Annotated in this window: 14 protein-coding genes; 3 read left to right on the forward strand and 11 right to left on the reverse strand. The window is 68.2% G+C overall.

Going from position 1 to position 13,810, the window contains the following annotated elements; all coding sequences use genetic code 11:
* Window positions 1–15 precede the first annotated feature (15 nt).
* The 5 genes from ACWPXK_RS20830 to ACWPXK_RS20850 form a co-directional block, all read right to left on the reverse strand.
* Window positions 16–438, reverse strand: coding sequence for an organic hydroperoxide resistance protein (locus ACWPXK_RS20830; RefSeq protein ID WP_454197822.1), 423 nt, complete (start codon window positions 436–438; stop codon window positions 16–18).
* Window positions 439–440: 2 nt separating this feature from the next.
* A complete protein-coding gene (locus ACWPXK_RS20835) occupies window positions 441–887 on the reverse strand; it encodes a MarR family winged helix-turn-helix transcriptional regulator (protein WP_454197823.1) in 447 nt (148 codons plus the stop codon).
* 84 nt (window positions 888–971) lie between these two features.
* The gene (locus tag ACWPXK_RS20840; protein ID WP_454197824.1) at window positions 972–2,096 is read right to left on the reverse strand and encodes a PQQ-dependent sugar dehydrogenase; all 1,125 of its coding nucleotides are present in this window, start codon (window positions 2,094–2,096) and stop codon (window positions 972–974) included.
* Between the two features lie 14 nt (window positions 2,097–2,110).
* On the reverse strand, window positions 2,111–3,010 hold the full coding sequence (locus ACWPXK_RS20845; protein WP_454197825.1) for a dienelactone hydrolase family protein: 900 nt from the start codon (window positions 3,008–3,010) through the stop codon (window positions 2,111–2,113).
* 172 nt (window positions 3,011–3,182) lie between these two features.
* A complete protein-coding gene (locus ACWPXK_RS20850; RefSeq protein WP_454197826.1) occupies window positions 3,183–4,103 on the reverse strand; it encodes an LLM class F420-dependent oxidoreductase in 921 nt (306 codons plus the stop codon).
* A 270-nt stretch (window positions 4,104–4,373) separates the two neighbouring features.
* Between ACWPXK_RS20850 and ACWPXK_RS20855 the strand changes: the two genes are divergently transcribed.
* Window positions 4,374–4,847 carry a gluconokinase gene (locus tag ACWPXK_RS20855; protein WP_454197991.1) on the forward strand — a complete coding sequence of 158 codons (474 nt, stop codon included), beginning with the start codon at window positions 4,374–4,376 and terminating at the stop codon, window positions 4,845–4,847.
* A 46-nt stretch (window positions 4,848–4,893) separates the two neighbouring features.
* Here ACWPXK_RS20855 and ACWPXK_RS20860 read toward each other — a convergent pair whose 3' ends face one another.
* Entirely contained in the window at window positions 4,894–5,784 is an 891-nt protein-coding gene (locus tag ACWPXK_RS20860; RefSeq protein WP_454197827.1) for a hypothetical protein, read from the reverse strand.
* Between the two features lie 234 nt (window positions 5,785–6,018).
* Window positions 6,019–6,909: an RNA polymerase sigma factor SigJ gene (gene sigJ / locus ACWPXK_RS20865; protein WP_454197828.1), complete on the reverse strand. Its 891-nt coding sequence runs from the start codon at window positions 6,907–6,909 to the stop codon at window positions 6,019–6,021.
* Between the two features lie 190 nt (window positions 6,910–7,099).
* On the opposite strand from sigJ, the gene ACWPXK_RS20870 reads away from it, so the two are divergent.
* Window positions 7,100–7,732 carry an NADPH-dependent FMN reductase gene (locus ACWPXK_RS20870; RefSeq protein ID WP_454197829.1) on the forward strand — a complete coding sequence of 211 codons (633 nt, stop codon included), beginning with the start codon at window positions 7,100–7,102 and terminating at the stop codon, window positions 7,730–7,732.
* A complete protein-coding gene (locus ACWPXK_RS20875; RefSeq protein WP_454197830.1) occupies window positions 7,701–8,165 on the forward strand; it encodes a YybH family protein in 465 nt (154 codons plus the stop codon). The genes ACWPXK_RS20870 and ACWPXK_RS20875 overlap by 32 nt, the downstream gene beginning before the upstream one ends.
* A 132-nt stretch (window positions 8,166–8,297) precedes the next feature.
* On the opposite strand, the gene ACWPXK_RS20880 is transcribed toward ACWPXK_RS20875, so the two are convergent.
* The 4 genes from ACWPXK_RS20880 to ACWPXK_RS20895 form a co-directional block, all read right to left on the reverse strand.
* On the reverse strand, window positions 8,298–9,146 hold the full coding sequence (locus tag ACWPXK_RS20880) for a DUF5995 family protein (protein ID WP_454197831.1): 849 nt from the start codon (window positions 9,144–9,146) through the stop codon (window positions 8,298–8,300).
* An 814-nt stretch (window positions 9,147–9,960) separates the two neighbouring features.
* Window positions 9,961–10,740, reverse strand: a complete 780-nt coding sequence (locus tag ACWPXK_RS20885) for a M50 family metallopeptidase (protein WP_454197832.1) — start codon at window positions 10,738–10,740, stop codon at window positions 9,961–9,963.
* A gap of 74 nt (window positions 10,741–10,814) precedes the next feature.
* Window positions 10,815–12,809, reverse strand: coding sequence for a protein kinase domain-containing protein (locus ACWPXK_RS20890; RefSeq protein WP_454197833.1), 1,995 nt, complete (start codon window positions 12,807–12,809; stop codon window positions 10,815–10,817).
* 87 nt (window positions 12,810–12,896) lie between these two features.
* The gene (locus ACWPXK_RS20895; RefSeq protein WP_454197834.1) at window positions 12,897–13,787 is read right to left on the reverse strand and encodes a bile acid:sodium symporter family protein; all 891 of its coding nucleotides are present in this window, start codon (window positions 13,785–13,787) and stop codon (window positions 12,897–12,899) included.
* Between the last annotated feature and the right edge of the window lie 23 nt (window positions 13,788–13,810).

A 13,810-nucleotide genomic window follows, 5' to 3' on the forward strand; every position in this document is an offset into this window, starting at 1 on the left:
TCCGCTCCTTCTCGATCAGTCGTCGGCGACAACGACGTCGACGTCGATGTTGCCGCGGGTCGCGTTGGAATACGGGCACACCTGGTGCGCCTTGTCGGCGAGCGCCTGCGCGTCCTCCCGGGACAGATGGGGAAGCGAGACCTCCAGGGTAACCGCCAGACCGAAGCCTCCAGCGCCGTTCGGGCCGATGCCGACCTTCGCGCCGACCGCGGAATCGTCGATGTTCGCCTTGACCTGCTTGCCCACCAGGCGCAGCGCCGAGTGGAAGCACGCCGCGTAACCCGCCGCGAACAGCTGCTCGGGGTTGGTGCCCTCGCCGTTGCCGCCCAGCTCCTTCGGCGCGGACAGCTCCACGTCGATCTTGCCGTCGGTGGTGCGTGCGTGGCCGTTGCGTCCGTCGCCGCTGGCCAGGGCTTGGGCGGTGTAGAGGATCTGCATGTCTACTCTCCTTCGTTCAACTGGGACATCAGCGATCGCGTCAGTCGCCGCAAGGTGTCGCGCAACGCGAGGAACTCCGCCGGGGCCAGGCCACAGGCCTCGGCCATCTCGGCCGGGATGTCGCCCGCCTCGGCGCGCAACGCGCGCCCGCGCTCGGTGAGCTGGATATCGACGCGACGTTCATCGGCCGCCGACCGCCGCCGCTCGACCAGACCCGCCGTCTCCAGCCGCTTGAGCAGCGGGGACAGCGTGCCGGAATCCAGAGCGAGCGCGTGGCAGACGTCGCCGACGCTGCGTCCGTCGCGTTCCCACAGCGCCATCATCACCAGGTACTGCGGATAGGTGAGCCCGAGTCGTTCGAGTTTCGGGCGGTAGACCGCGGTCATCGCCCGGGACGCCGCGTACAGCGGGAAGCACAGTTGCTCGTCGAGGGTGAGGTGATCGGTCATGAGCAATAATGTAGTGGACAACTATGTTGTGCACAATCAATATGCTGAGTTGTGGTCGTCACAGCACGTCCCAGGATGTCCGGCTCAGCGAGCTGGGAAGCGGAGCACGCGATCCTCGCCGGGGTCGACATCCCCGCGGCCATCGGTGTCGGAAGTAGTCAGCCACAGCGCACCGTCCGGCGCGACGGCTACCGTGCGCAAGCGGCCGTAGCGGTCGTGCAGCTCCGCACGGGGAGTGCCCGAGCGGCCGTCTTCCAGCGGTACGGCCCAGAGCCGCCGGCCGCGCAGCGCGGCGGCGTACAGGGTGTCCGCGGCGATCGCGATTCCCGATGGGGAGGCTTCGGCGGTGGTCCACGTGACCAGCGGATCGGTGTAGCCGCGGTCGGTGCCGCCCGCGCCTTCGACGGCGGGCCAGCCGTAGTTGCGGCCCGGCTCGATCAGGTTGATTTCGTCGAACCGGTCTTGGCCGAACTCCGCCGCGAACAAGCGGCCGGCCCGATCCCATGCCAGTCCCTGCACGTTGCGGTGGCCGAGGCTGTAGACCGGTGAGCCGGGATCCGGATTGCCCGGGGCGGGGCGGCCTTCGGGAGTCAGCCGGAGGATCTTGCCGTTCGGGCTCGCCGGGTCCTGCGACCGGCGGGATTGCCCGGCATCGCCCGTTCCGGCGTACAGCATGCCGTCCGGCCCGAACGCGATCCGCCCACCGTTGTGGTTACCGGCCTTCGCGATGTCCGCGACCAGCACTTCCGGCTGGCCGTCGAGCCGGAACCGCACGATTCGGTTGTCCGCGTCGGCGGTGAAATAGGCGTAGACATAACGGGTTTCGGCATAGTCCGGCGGGACGGCGAGTCCCAGCAGCCCGCCCTCGCCGCGTGCGGCGACGCCGGGCACTTGGTACACCTGTTCCGGCGCGCGTCCGGGAACCAGTCGCAGTATCCGTCCGGTGTCGCGCTCGGCTACCAGCGCGGCGCCGTCGGGAAGAAACGCCAATCCCCATGGGACGTCGATATTCTCGGCCACCTGCTCGGGCGCACCGAGATCGGGTTGCCCGGTCGGGCTACTCGGCGAGGTGGTGCCCACTCCGGTGGGTAGCGGCGGGACGCTCGGATCGGCCGGGTTCTCCTCGGCGCATGCCACCATCGCCCCCGCGATCAGCAACCCGGCGACAGCCGCGCGGAACCATGGCATGTGGGGCCGCGGCTTTCCCATGGACGACTCCGCCATCAGCCGAGATACGTGCTGTACCAGTCGAGTACGCGCCGCCACGCTTCGGTGGCGGCCGTGGCGTTGTAGCGCGGGCCGGTGTCGTTGAAGAAGGCGTGGTCGGCGTCCGGTGCGGTGAAGACCTCGTACGGGTTGCCGTTGCGGGCCAGCGCCGCCTCCGCCGCGGGACGGGACGCGTTCACGCGGGCGTCGGCCGCGGCGTAGATCCCCAGCACCGCGGCTTTCGACGCGGAGAGATCACCGTTTTCCGGGAACGGTCCGTAAAAGGGTGTCGCCGCGGCCAGTTGCGGCGCGCCGGTGGTCAACAGCAACCAGGTCAGGCCGCCGCCGAAGCAGAAACCGGTGGCGCCCAGCTTCTTTCCGTCGACTCGGCGCTGGAGTTCGTCCAGCCCGGCGACCAAGTCGGCCAGCAATTGCTCCGGCGGAATACGGCTCAGCTCGGCGGTCGCCGCGGCCGGATCGGTGAACGTCGCGGTGCCGCCGCGAGAGGACAGCAGATCGACCGCGAGCGCGGAGTATCCGGCCCCCGCGAATCGCCCGGCCACCGAGCGAATGTGGTCGGTGAGGCCCTTGTTCTCATGGATGACCAACACCCCGCCGCGCGGCTGCGGCGCCCCCGCCCACGCGGCTTGCAACGGCGTCTCGCCCGGCCCCGCGAACGTGATGGCGGTAGTGGGGATCGCGTTGGCCGAGCCGGGCGGCGCCGAGGGAGCCGCAGGCGCGGAATCCCCGTCGGTGATCGTGGTGTCGTTTCCTGCGCACGCGGCGAGCAGCGCGACCGCGGCACTGGCACCGACCCCGAGCAGCGCCAATCGGCGCAGCGCCTCCCGCCGGGGCAGAATGCCGTCGGCGTGATCGGCGGCGATCTCCTCCGCGATATAGCGCTGCAACGGCGTCATAGGCCCAACCATAGGCCGGATCGGCCCGGCTCGCGGCCGTTCACCAGCTGGCCGCCCCGCGACAACCGGCCCGGCCATGGTTCCCGCACAATCCGTCACGTCCAGAGAGCGTGCGGACACGGCGAGCCGGTCGCAGGGCGGTCCGGATGGCGGCCGTGGCCGCCGTGCGCACTCAGAGCTGCGATTGCACCTGTGTGGCGATCAGTTCGAGGTGATCGAGGTCGGACAGATCGAGGACCTGGAGATAGATCCGGCTGGTGCCGATCTCGGTGTACCGGCCGATTTTGTCCACCACCTCGGCGGGCGAACCGGCCAGGCCGTTGGTCTTCAGTTCGTCCACCTCGCGTCCGATCGCCGCGGCTCGGCGCGCCACTTCGGCGTCGGTCGCGCCGACGCACACCACCAAGGCGTTCGAGTAGACCAGGTCCCCGGCCTTGCGGCCGTACGATTCGGCGGCGTCGCGAACCCGATCGAACTGCCGCGTGCTGTCCTCGATCGAGGAGAACGGCATGTTGAACTCGCTCGCGTACTGTGCGGCCAGCCGCGGGGTGCGGGTCGCGCCTTGGCCACCGATCAGCACCGGTATCGGGTCCTGCACCGGCTTGGGCAGGGCGGGAGAGTCGGTGAGCTGATAGTGCTTGCCGTCATAGCTGAAGGTGTCGCCGGGCTTGGTGGCCCACAGCCCGGTGATGATCGCCAGCTGCTCTTCCATCCGCGCGAACTTGTCGGCGGGGAACGGGATGCCGTAAGCGGCGTGCTCTTCGGCGAACCAGCCGGTGCCGATGCCGAATTCCACTCGGCCGCCGGACATCTGGTCCACCTGGGCGACCTGGATGGCCAGCGGGCCCGGCAGCCGGAAGGTGGCCGCGGTGACCAGGGTGCCGAGCCGGATCCGCTGGGTCTCCCTGGCCAGCCCGGCCAGGGTGATCCAGGCATCGGTCGGACCGGGCAGGCCGTCGGTGTCGCCCATGCTCAGATAGTGGTCGGAGCGGAAGAACGCGTCGAAGCCCAAGTCCTCGGTGGCCTTCGCAACGGTGAGCAGCGTGTCGTAGCTGGCGCCCTGCTGCGGCTCGGTGAAGATGCGTAGTTCCATATCTCCGACACTAGCCGGTGGGTTTTCGGCGGCTCCCGGCCTGTCGGGGCGCGTACCTGGGCGCTGGGGATTGCGGGGAAAGAGTTCACATCACACGGGATTCGCGCTATCGCGAGGTCGCGGTCATTGAAATCTGAAGCCTGGTGGCTTCGATCGTCACTGCACGGGTAGACGAAGTAATGGTCCGCCAGGTTGTTGCCGATGACGAAGGTTTGCGGGATACGGACAGGATGGAGTGGTCGAGTGCACGATCTACCGGTGATCGTCGTCATGGGTGTGTCGGGTTCGGGGAAGACGACAGTCGGCACCCGCCTCGCGGACGCCTTGGGCGTCGAATACACCGAGGGTGACGACTTCCATCCACCCGCGAATGTCGCGAAGATGGCGGCGGGGACGCCCCTGGATGACGCCGACCGCGCCCCATGGCTGGACGCCCTGGCCGCCGCGATGGCCCAGCGGTCCGAGCGGGGCGCCGTCGTCACCTGTTCGGCCCTCAAACGGGCCTACCGCGACCGGCTGCGCGCGGCCGCGCCCGATGCTTTCTTCCTGCATCTGGACGTGCCGCGCGACGAACTCGAGCGCCGCATCACCAACCGTCGCGGACACTTCCTGCCGCTGAGCCTGCTCGACTCCCAGCTCGCCACGCTGGAGCCACTGGACGCCGACGAGAAGGGCATCACCGTCGATGCGACCCGCACGCCCCAGGAGTTGGTCGGTGAGGTCGTCGCGGATTTGGGTAGGTGACCCACGCGGCCTGGGAGGGACCGGCAGAATTCCGCCTCGCGAACCGTCAGCCGTGCGGGCGGGCCGGGTGGCGCAGAGCTGAATCCTTGTGGTTGCCGATGATGTCACCGAGCCGCAAGACCTCGCGCGGGTCCGGCAGCAGATGCCGTTGGACGAAAACGCCGACACGGGCGATTCCGCGAACCGCGGACGTGAAAGCTCTAGGCGGCACGGCGAGTCGAAGCGTCGAAACAACATGATCTTCACATAGCGCGAGGGCCAGCCATCGGCCGAGCCGCTGGAGCGGTCGAGGGAACCAGCGGGTGGCGAACTGGTCGATCAATGCGTTCGCCAATCGTTGCCCTTCGGGTGAGTAAGCGAAATCCGGGCCGTGCTCATAGCTCTCGAGATAGGCCTCGGCCTCCTGCCAAGTGCGGGGCAGCTCGGCGATGCCCATTCCCTCCGAGACCCTGATCCAATGCGAGTACTGGGCGCGGCGCTCCGTCTCGGTCAACCCCGGTGCTCCCGCGACCTTTCGCAAGAGCCGGTCGTAGAAGAGAGCGAAGACGACCGCGCTGTGCAGGAAGGTATGCGTCGGCATCGGCCAGCCGCGCGCGACCGACGAATGCCAGTTGCGCACGTAAGTCATGCTTTCGGCGGACTCGCGGCTGGTCACGCCGTCATCGATCCAGGAGAACAAGTGGAACATGGTCTCGTCGGCACGCCGGATACCGTGCTCGTAGAGCATTCCGGCGCCGTCGCGATCCACCGGCGCCGCCGCTTCCGGTGGCCCCGCGAAACGGACGAAACCGATCGTGTACAGCAGGTGCACCACCATCAGGCTCCGGGGCAGGAGCTGGGCGGTGGTCAGCCGCACGATGCGCTCCGCGTCGACGTCCGGATCCAGCCGCGCGATCTCGGCGCGGATCCATTTGTAGCCATGCCTTCCAGCTGTCATGGCTGCCTCCATCCAGGTATCGGGATCGGTGTACCGGCACGCTCGTCCATTGCGGGGCCGCGCGGCAGCGCAGCCACTCTTTCGCTGGAGTTGCGGTCTAGTGAAAATATTTCATTAGAGTACCGGTCTAGTCAAGGGGTGGCGAGATCGCGAGCAAGACCGGCATCCCCAAGACATCGCTGCACCGCTACCTCACCCCAGCCGAGGACCAGCTGCCTGGATCCGCTGTTCGGTTCAGCGGGCTCGCCAGGGCCGTAGTTTCTCCGGGTTGCGGATCGCCCAGATGCGAGTGATCCGGCCGTCGGCGATGTCGAAGGCGTAGACCGAGACGATGGTGTCGGCGAGCTGCGCCACCAGGCCGGGTTGACCGTTCACCGTGCGCTCCAGCAGGGTCACCTCGGGGGCTCGGGCGGCGATTTCGATCCAGGCGCTGGCGATCTGCTCGCCGCCGGTGATCGGGCGGCGGAACGCCGGGGTCAGGCCGCCGCTGTCGGCGGTCGCGGTCGCCTGCGGATCGAGCAAACCGATCAGGGCCTCGATATCCCCTGTCTCCCAGGCTCGCTTGAAGTTCCGGACCACCTCGGCGCGCTGGGTGCTCGACGGGCCCTGCGATGTGTGGATGCGGCGGCGGGCGGAGGAGGCGAGCTGGCGGCAGGCCGCGGGGGTGCGCCCGACGATGTCGGCGACCTCGGCGAAGGAGTAGCGGAAGACGTCGTGCAGGACGAACGCCACCCGCTCGGCCGGCGTCATGGAATCCAGCACGACGAGGAAGGCCATACTGATCGACTCGTCGAGGGTGACCCGGTCGGCGGGATCGTCGGGGGCGGGACCACCGAGCCATTCGGAACGGTCGGGTAGCGGCTCCGGGATCCATTCACCCACATAGCGTTCCCGCCTGGTTCGCGCCGAGCCGAGCAGATCGAGGCAGATCCGGCTGGCGACCGTTGTCAACCAAGCCCCGGGCGCCGCCACATCCTGCCGCTGCCGCTCCGGCAACGCGTACCAGCGCGCGTAGGTCTCCTGCACCACATCCTCGGCCTCGGCCAGCGAGCCGAGCAGCCGGTAGGCGAGGTTGATCAGCTGACGGCGTTCATTGATCACCGAGCGTAGGTGCGGATCGGTCATGGTGTTCGACTCCTTCGGTCGGTGCGTCCCTCACCGAAATCGACGAAACAGCGACCCGAAATGTGAGCGACGCGAAGCGTCTCGATGAGGGGTGGTGGTCGGGCGACGGGTGGGCGAGGCGGCCTGACATTCCGGCCGGCTGCGTCGTCGGAAGGTTGTGACAGTTTTCCGCAGAGCAGGAGTTCCGGACATGATCAGAATCGGCATCATTCTCGGCAGTACCCGGCCCAACCGTAACGGTCCGCAGGTCGCCGGGTGGGTTCTGGACACGGCATCGCGTCGCGGCGACGCCGAGTTCGAACTGATCGACCTGCGCGACCACCCGCTACCGCATCTGGACGAGCCGGTGGCGCCGATGTTCGGCCCCTCCGTACATGAGCACACCCGCGCCTGGGCCGAGCGGATCGCCCCGTTCGACGGGTTCGTGATGGTGACCCCGGAGTACAACGGCGGCGCCCCCGGGGTGCTGAAGAACGCCATCGACCACCTGTGCGCGCAGTGGGCCGACAAGGCGGTCGGATTCGTCTCCTACGGCGTGAGCGGCGGCGCCCGCGCGGTGGCGCAGCTGCGGGTGGTCTGCGGCACGCTGGGCATGGCCGACGTGAGCCGCCCGGTGGAGATCTCGGTGCTCACCGATTTCGAGAACCACACCACCTTCACACCGGGCGACCGCCACACCACAGCGCTGAATACCTTGCTGGATCAGCTCATCGCATGGAGCACCGCCCTGGCGCCGCTACGGCGGCCCGCCACCGATACCCCGCACACCAACTCCGAAGGAAGCAATCACGATGACGCCGAAGGACTTTCAGTCGCGCACTGACCGTGTCGAGGCCGCTGAAGCGGAGATTCGCCGCCAAATCGACAAGGTGGTCGAGGGACTGCGCGCCAAGGATCTCGACGCACTGAAACAGCTGTACACGACCGACGTCGTGTCCTTCGATGTCGAGCCGCCGCTCCAGCATGTCGGGATAGCGGCGAAACTCGCGAACTGGGCGAGAGTCTTCCTGTTCTTCGAGAGTGTGACCTATGAGGTTCGCGACCTGGCGTTCACCGTAGGCGATGATGTGGCATTCGGGCACGCCTTCGCTCGTCTCCGCGGCACACTGAAGAACGGGGCCGCGACGAGCGGTATGTGGGTCCGGGTCACCTACGGCATGCGGCAGATCGACGACACCTGGTTGATCGCGCACGATCAGGTGTCGGTGCCGCTCGACATCCCCAGCGGCAAAGGCGTGGTCGACCTCGAGCCCTGACGGGCTCCGGCCACCCGTCGTCCGAGCCGATTGGATGAGCCGGTCGATCCGCCCGGGCGTGGTCGGCTCGATCCGCTCGGCCCGGCAGCGAACCAGCAGGGGAGTCGCCCTCGCGCTCGAGGTGCGAGTCGGCTAGAGACCGCCGAGGTGGGACAGCACTGCGAAAGCGAGATCGAGGCCGCGCCACAGGGCGTCGATCTCGGCGGTCGCTGTGGGCGCCAGGGCCGGGTCCCGCAGGGCCAGCCCATTACCGAAGATGACGACGTTGGCGCCCGCGTCGGCGAAACGAAGCAGCGGGCCGGTCGCGACGCCTTGTCCGAGCAGCGCGTCCAGGCCCTCGCCGACGAAGTAGAAGCGCCACAGTGGTCCGAGGTCCGCACCGTAGACCGCGTTGGTTGAGCCGACGATCAGGGCGCCCTGCTGGGCGATCGCGTCGACGATGCGGAAATAGTCGGCAGCATTGGCCGGTGTGCTGCCGACCGCCGCGACGGAGTAGGACAGGTCGACGGTCAGGTGTGCGTTGTAACCTGCCATCGCGACGCGTGCGGGGGACAGCTCGCAGCGGCGGGCCAGGCCGAAGTAGTGCGCCCACTGCGGTTCCGCGGGTGCGCCGGTGAATTCGGCATGCACATTGCGCAGGAATCGTGACAGCAGCTCGAGACTGATCCGGTGTGCCCACTCCGGGTCGGCGAACGACGCGGGGTCACGCTGCAACGGCAGCACCGCGGCGTGTTCGACCGCGTCGAGCCCGAATGCGAACAATCCGCGCCAGTCACGATGACGGACCAGGATTTCGGAGATCCGCTGATGATTGTCGATCGCCTGTTCCAGGCGCCGCAGTGACGAACCGGTCAGCGTCGTGGTGTCGGAGAACATTGCGATTTCCGCGGTTTCAGCGGCCGTCAATGGTGTGCCGCAGGCCGCATGGATCGGTGCGGCGGAGGCGGTGCTTCCGTCCAGCACGCCCGTGAGGAAAACCATCGTGACGAGCGGGATCATCGAAAGGCGCTGGCGCAGAAATGCTGTGCGCGCACGGGTGTGCATCGTCGTCGCTCCGGATGTCGTAAGTGCTGGCATCGGGACGCCCGAAGCGACGTTGCTCGGCGTTGTGCCCCGCGGCGTGGCGGCGGCACAGGGCGGGTTTCGAGCCTAACCGAGCTGGCCTGCCTGCGCCGCGCGGGCCGCGCAGTCAGCGCGGCGCCGAGGCCGCAGATTTCGAGGAAGAGGTCCTACGGTGCGTAGAACGTTGCAAACCCGGGGGTGTAGACGCCGCCCGGATTGAGGACGAGTAGAACTTGCCCGACGCCCGTGTGCAGTGTTGCCTCGGGCGGCAATCCATGGAGCCCGTCGGACATCTGCGCGGTTCCAGTCGCACCGGTGGAGAGGTTGACCCAATGTACCGGCGCGGACACCGAACAGCCCCAACGGCCGGGGTTCGCTCCGGTGACGACCACGACGCCGGACTGTTCGCCGACGACGGCAACGCAGCGGCCTGATCCGACAAGATCGAAGCTCCCGTTCGGATTCCCGAACGGAGCCGCGTTGACCTGGAACGGAATCGTCGTGGCTGCCGCAGCTGTCCCAGCTGTCGACCACCCCGGAACGGCGAGCACCATCGCGCAAATGACAAGCCTACGAACGAACTTCATGAGCGAGATCTCCTGCAGTGCTGACGAAACGCGAACTCTTCCTTACAGATCAATCGAGTATCCACAACCCGAGCCTGGGCACAAGATCTCGTTGGTCGTTTCCCATGGCGCCCGCGGCGCGGAACAGTGCTGCTCTCGAACACCGGTCAGGAACCGGAGGACACCGTCGGCAGGCTGAGTTCGGCGATGTCGGAGATCAGCAGGCCCGCGCCGAGCAGCAGCGAACCCACCGCGATCGCGCCGAACACGAAGACCCACAGCAGGCCGGGCAGCCGCGTGAGCCGCGCGAGTTGATCGGCGTCGGAGTCGACCTCGTGATACCGGGAACGCTGCTGGCGGGAGCGGCTGCGTTGCAGTTCGGCCACCGGACGCGCCCCGGCGAACAGCAGGAACCATGCGCCCAGGTACGCGAAACCCGCCTGGAGGGTGTCGGTTCCGAACCAGGACACCACGAAGACTGCCCCGCCGAGACCGAGCACGGTGATGCCGCCGTAAATGTTCCTGATCTTGATCAAGAGTGCCGCCAGCAGCGCGATCGCGGTCCAGAGCATCAGCGTGATCCGGCTACCGCCGAGCAGGGCGGCGAACCCGAGACCGAGCAGCGGCGGCGCCGGGTAGCCCGCCATCGTGGTGAGGATCATCCCGAGGCCATAGGGTTTTCCGCTCGACACCGTCAGGCCCGACGTGTCCGAATGCAAGCGGATGCTGTTGAGTTTCCGTCCGGTCAGCAGCGCCACCACGGCATGCCCGCCTTCATGCGCGATGGTGACGATGTTGCGAGTCAACCGCCAGATCGGGGTGTAACCCACCAGCACGAGCGCCGCCACCGCGGCCGCCGCCACCAGCCACCACGGCGGTTGCGCCTGCGTCGTCGTCAGACGGTCGGCGATGGAGGCGCCGCGCTCGACAAATTCCGCTCTATCCACCGCCGCACCTTAACCGCCCGCACACGCCAGCGCTCGGGCAAGCGTTCCCGGCCGGGACACCGGCTGTGACCGCCTCAACTCTTGCGGAGCACGCCTTCGATGTTGCCGACCCCTCCGGAAGTGCTGTAGGACAGCGAACCATCGGGCCGTAGCGTGACGGTCGAGGTGGAGCCGTCATCCCAGCAGCCGGGGGAGCCGCCGGACAGGCGCGCGACGAATGCGATCTGGGTCTCGGTGGCGCCGGTCAACCTCTCCGCACGCTCACAGCGCTCTCCCCACAGCTTGCCGGTGTTCGACGACTGCGCCACTTCCTCGCCGACAGCGCCGTCGCGGATGGTCAGCACGATGTCGAACGTGGCGAGAGCGTCGCGGGCAACTCCTCGCCATTCGCCGACGAACGCTTTCGGAACCGTGGTGACGGGGGAACCGGTCAGCGTCCGGGACGCCGTTGTCGTCGTGACCACGCTTGCGGATTGGGTGGCGGTGGCCGCGGTCGAGTCGCTGCCGCGCAGCTGGGAGCCGACCGCGAACGCCGCCACCGCGACGGCGACGGCGAACACGAGCGCGCCCGCGATCAAGATCGCGCGGTGCGTGCCGCGCGGAGTAGATGTCTGCGCAGGTGGTCCGAACTGGGGCGAATGCTGTTGCGCGGGTGAATAAGTCGGTTGTCCGGCGGGTGGGTGGCCGAATTCGTGGGAGGGGTGCGGGCCTGGTTGCCACGTTTGTGTCGGCACCGAATGCTCGACGTTGCCGCTCCGGGTATGCGGTGGCGGAGTCGTCGGGCGGGCAATGGTGTCGGCGGTGCGCGCAGGATCCGGCGCGCCGGGCATCGTGCGGTCCGGCCGGTCGATCGAGCCGGGCGCTGCAGCGTGCGGCGAGTTGGCCGGACTAGGCGTCGGAGACTGCGGCCCGTCGATCGAGCCTGGCGTCGCAGAGTGCGGCCCGTCGATCGAGCCCGGTGCCGGAAAGTGCGGCCCGTCGACCGACCCAGGTGTCGCAGAGTACGGCCGGTGGACCGGACTGGGTGTCGGAGAGTGCGGCCCGTCGACCGAGCCAGGTGCCGGAGAGTGCGGCCTGTCGACCGAACTGGGCGTCGGAGACTGCGGTCCATCGACCGAAGCGGGGGTCGCGGACTCCCGCCGGTCCGGCGGACCGAGCTTCGTGGGCTCGAGCCGGTCGATCGTTCCGGAGTCCAGGTCGAGCAGTTCTATCGCGCGCCTGCTGACCTGCTCGAGCAGTGGGCCGGGCAGCCAGCCGCCGCGGTCGGGGATGCCGAGTGCGGTCAGCTGCGTGAGTAATTGGCCCAGGGTCGGGCGCGCCGCGGCGTCCTTGGTCAGGCAGGCCGCCACCAGCGGACGCAGCCGTTCCGGCACGTCGTCGAGGTGGGGCTGCTCGTACACCACCCGCCACAGCATCTGCAACGTCTCGCCGACGCCGAACGGCCCGTGACCGGTCGCCGCGAACACGAGCACGCCGCCGAGCGCGAAAATGTCCGCGGGCGGACCGATCGGATCGCCGGTCACCTGCTCCGGGCACATGAATCCCGGTGAGCCGATGACCTTTCCGGTCGTGGTGAGCTTGCTGTCCTCGATGGCGCGTGCGATGCCGAAATCGATCACCTTCGGGCCGTCGAGGGCCAGCAGGACATTCGACGGTTTGAGGTCGCGGTGCACCACGCCCGCCTGATGGACCGCCATCAGCGCCTCGACCAGCCCGTGCGCCAACACGAGCAGCGAATTCTCGGTGAACGGACCGTAGGTGTCGACCGCGTCGGCCAGCGCGAAACCGGCCACGTAACCGGTGGCCAGCCAGGGCGGATCGGCGTCGACGTCGGCGTCGAGCACCGGCGCGGTGAACCGTCCGCCGACCCGGCGCGCCGCGGTGACCTCGCGCCGGAAGCGCGCGCGGAATTCGGCGTCGATCATGTCCGGACGGATGACCTTGACCGCGACGGTGCGCCCGCCCGCGTTCCGCCCCAGATAAACCCGCCCCATGCCGCCCGCGCCCAGCACACCGAGCAGCCGATAGTCGCCGATCCGCGCCGGATCGCTCGCACCGAGCGGTTGCATCGCGCTGCTGGCTCCCTTCGAATGGCATCGACCCTCCGAAAGGCTACTCAGTGGGCGAGTCCGTGTCCGGATCGCCCGGTACCGCCGCTAGCTCGCCATGCTGGGCTCCGGCGTGCTCCGGTCCCGCCGCGCCCGCCTGGCCAGCAGATATGCCGCGAGCGCTGCGGGGATGTTCATCAGCACGCCGTATACCGCGCCCGGCACGGCCATAGCGTCCTCGTGCAGAACCGAAGCGGCGACGGCGATCGCGATCGCCCCGTTGTGTATGCCGATCTCCATGGCCGAAGCGATCGCCTGGTCGGTGTCCACCCGGAACAACCGGGGCACGAAGTAGCCGATGGTCAGGCTGAGCACCGCGAACGACAGGCAGATCGAGGCCAGCGTGCCGATGTTCTCGGTGAGCGTCTCGAAGTTCTTGCCGACCGCCGCGGCGACCACCAGCGCGAGCACCACGATGGACAGGATCTTGACCGTGCCGCGCATCCGCTGCGACCACGCCGGGAACCGGCGGTGCACCAGCATGCCGATCGCGACCGGCACCAGCACGATGGCGAACACCTGCGCGAACTTGTCCGGTCGCAGTCCGAGCGATCCGTCGCCGTCCAGGAACAACGTGTAGGACAGCGCGACCACCACCGGCATGGTGAACACCGCGAGCACCGAATTGATCGCCGTCAGCGTGATGTTCAGCGCGACATTGCCGCCGGCGATGTGGCTGAACAGATTGGCCGACGCCCCGCCGGGCGAAGCGGCGAGCAGCATCATGCCCACGGCCAGCGCGCCGTCGAGGCCGAACAGGTAGACCATGCCGAGACACAGTGCGGGCAGCACCACCATCTGGCACACCAGCGCGATCAGCGCCGCTTTCGGAAACCGCAGCACGCGCGCGAAATCGTCCACCGTCAAGGTCAATCCGAGCCCGAACATCACCAAGGCCAGGGCCAGCGGCAGGAACACCGCGAAAACCGTTGAACCCATGCGGATCTCCTCTCCACCCGACC

Source organism: Nocardia sp. Marseille-Q1738, assembly GCF_965283145.1.

Coding starts and splice junctions, on each gene's coding strand:
- ACWPXK_RS20830 (WP_454197822.1), bottom strand. CDS start 438: ATGCAGATCCTCTACACCGCCCAAGCCCTGGCCAGCGGCGACGGACGC.
- ACWPXK_RS20835 (WP_454197823.1), bottom strand. CDS start 887: ATGACCGATCACCTCACCCTCGACGAGCAACTGTGCTTCCCGCTGTAC.
- ACWPXK_RS20840 (WP_454197824.1), bottom strand. CDS start 2,096: ATGGGAAAGCCGCGGCCCCACATGCCATGGTTCCGCGCGGCTGTCGCC.
- ACWPXK_RS20845 (WP_454197825.1), bottom strand. CDS start 3,010: ATGACGCCGTTGCAGCGCTATATCGCGGAGGAGATCGCCGCCGATCAC.
- ACWPXK_RS20850 (WP_454197826.1), bottom strand. CDS start 4,103: ATGGAACTACGCATCTTCACCGAGCCGCAGCAGGGCGCCAGCTACGAC.
- ACWPXK_RS20855 (WP_454197991.1), top strand. CDS start 4,374: ATGGGTGTGTCGGGTTCGGGGAAGACGACAGTCGGCACCCGCCTCGCG.
- ACWPXK_RS20860 (WP_454197827.1), bottom strand. CDS start 5,784: ATGACAGCTGGAAGGCATGGCTACAAATGGATCCGCGCCGAGATCGCG.
- sigJ (WP_454197828.1), bottom strand. CDS start 6,909: ATGACCGATCCGCACCTACGCTCGGTGATCAATGAACGCCGTCAGCTG.
- ACWPXK_RS20870 (WP_454197829.1), top strand. CDS start 7,100: ATGATCAGAATCGGCATCATTCTCGGCAGTACCCGGCCCAACCGTAAC.
- ACWPXK_RS20875 (WP_454197830.1), top strand. CDS start 7,701: ATGACGCCGAAGGACTTTCAGTCGCGCACTGACCGTGTCGAGGCCGCT.
- ACWPXK_RS20880 (WP_454197831.1), bottom strand. CDS start 9,146: ATGGTTTTCCTCACGGGCGTGCTGGACGGAAGCACCGCCTCCGCCGCA.
- ACWPXK_RS20890 (WP_454197833.1), bottom strand. CDS start 12,809: ATGCAACCGCTCGGTGCGAGCGATCCGGCGCGGATCGGCGACTATCGG.
- ACWPXK_RS20895 (WP_454197834.1), bottom strand. CDS start 13,787: ATGGGTTCAACGGTTTTCGCGGTGTTCCTGCCGCTGGCCCTGGCCTTG.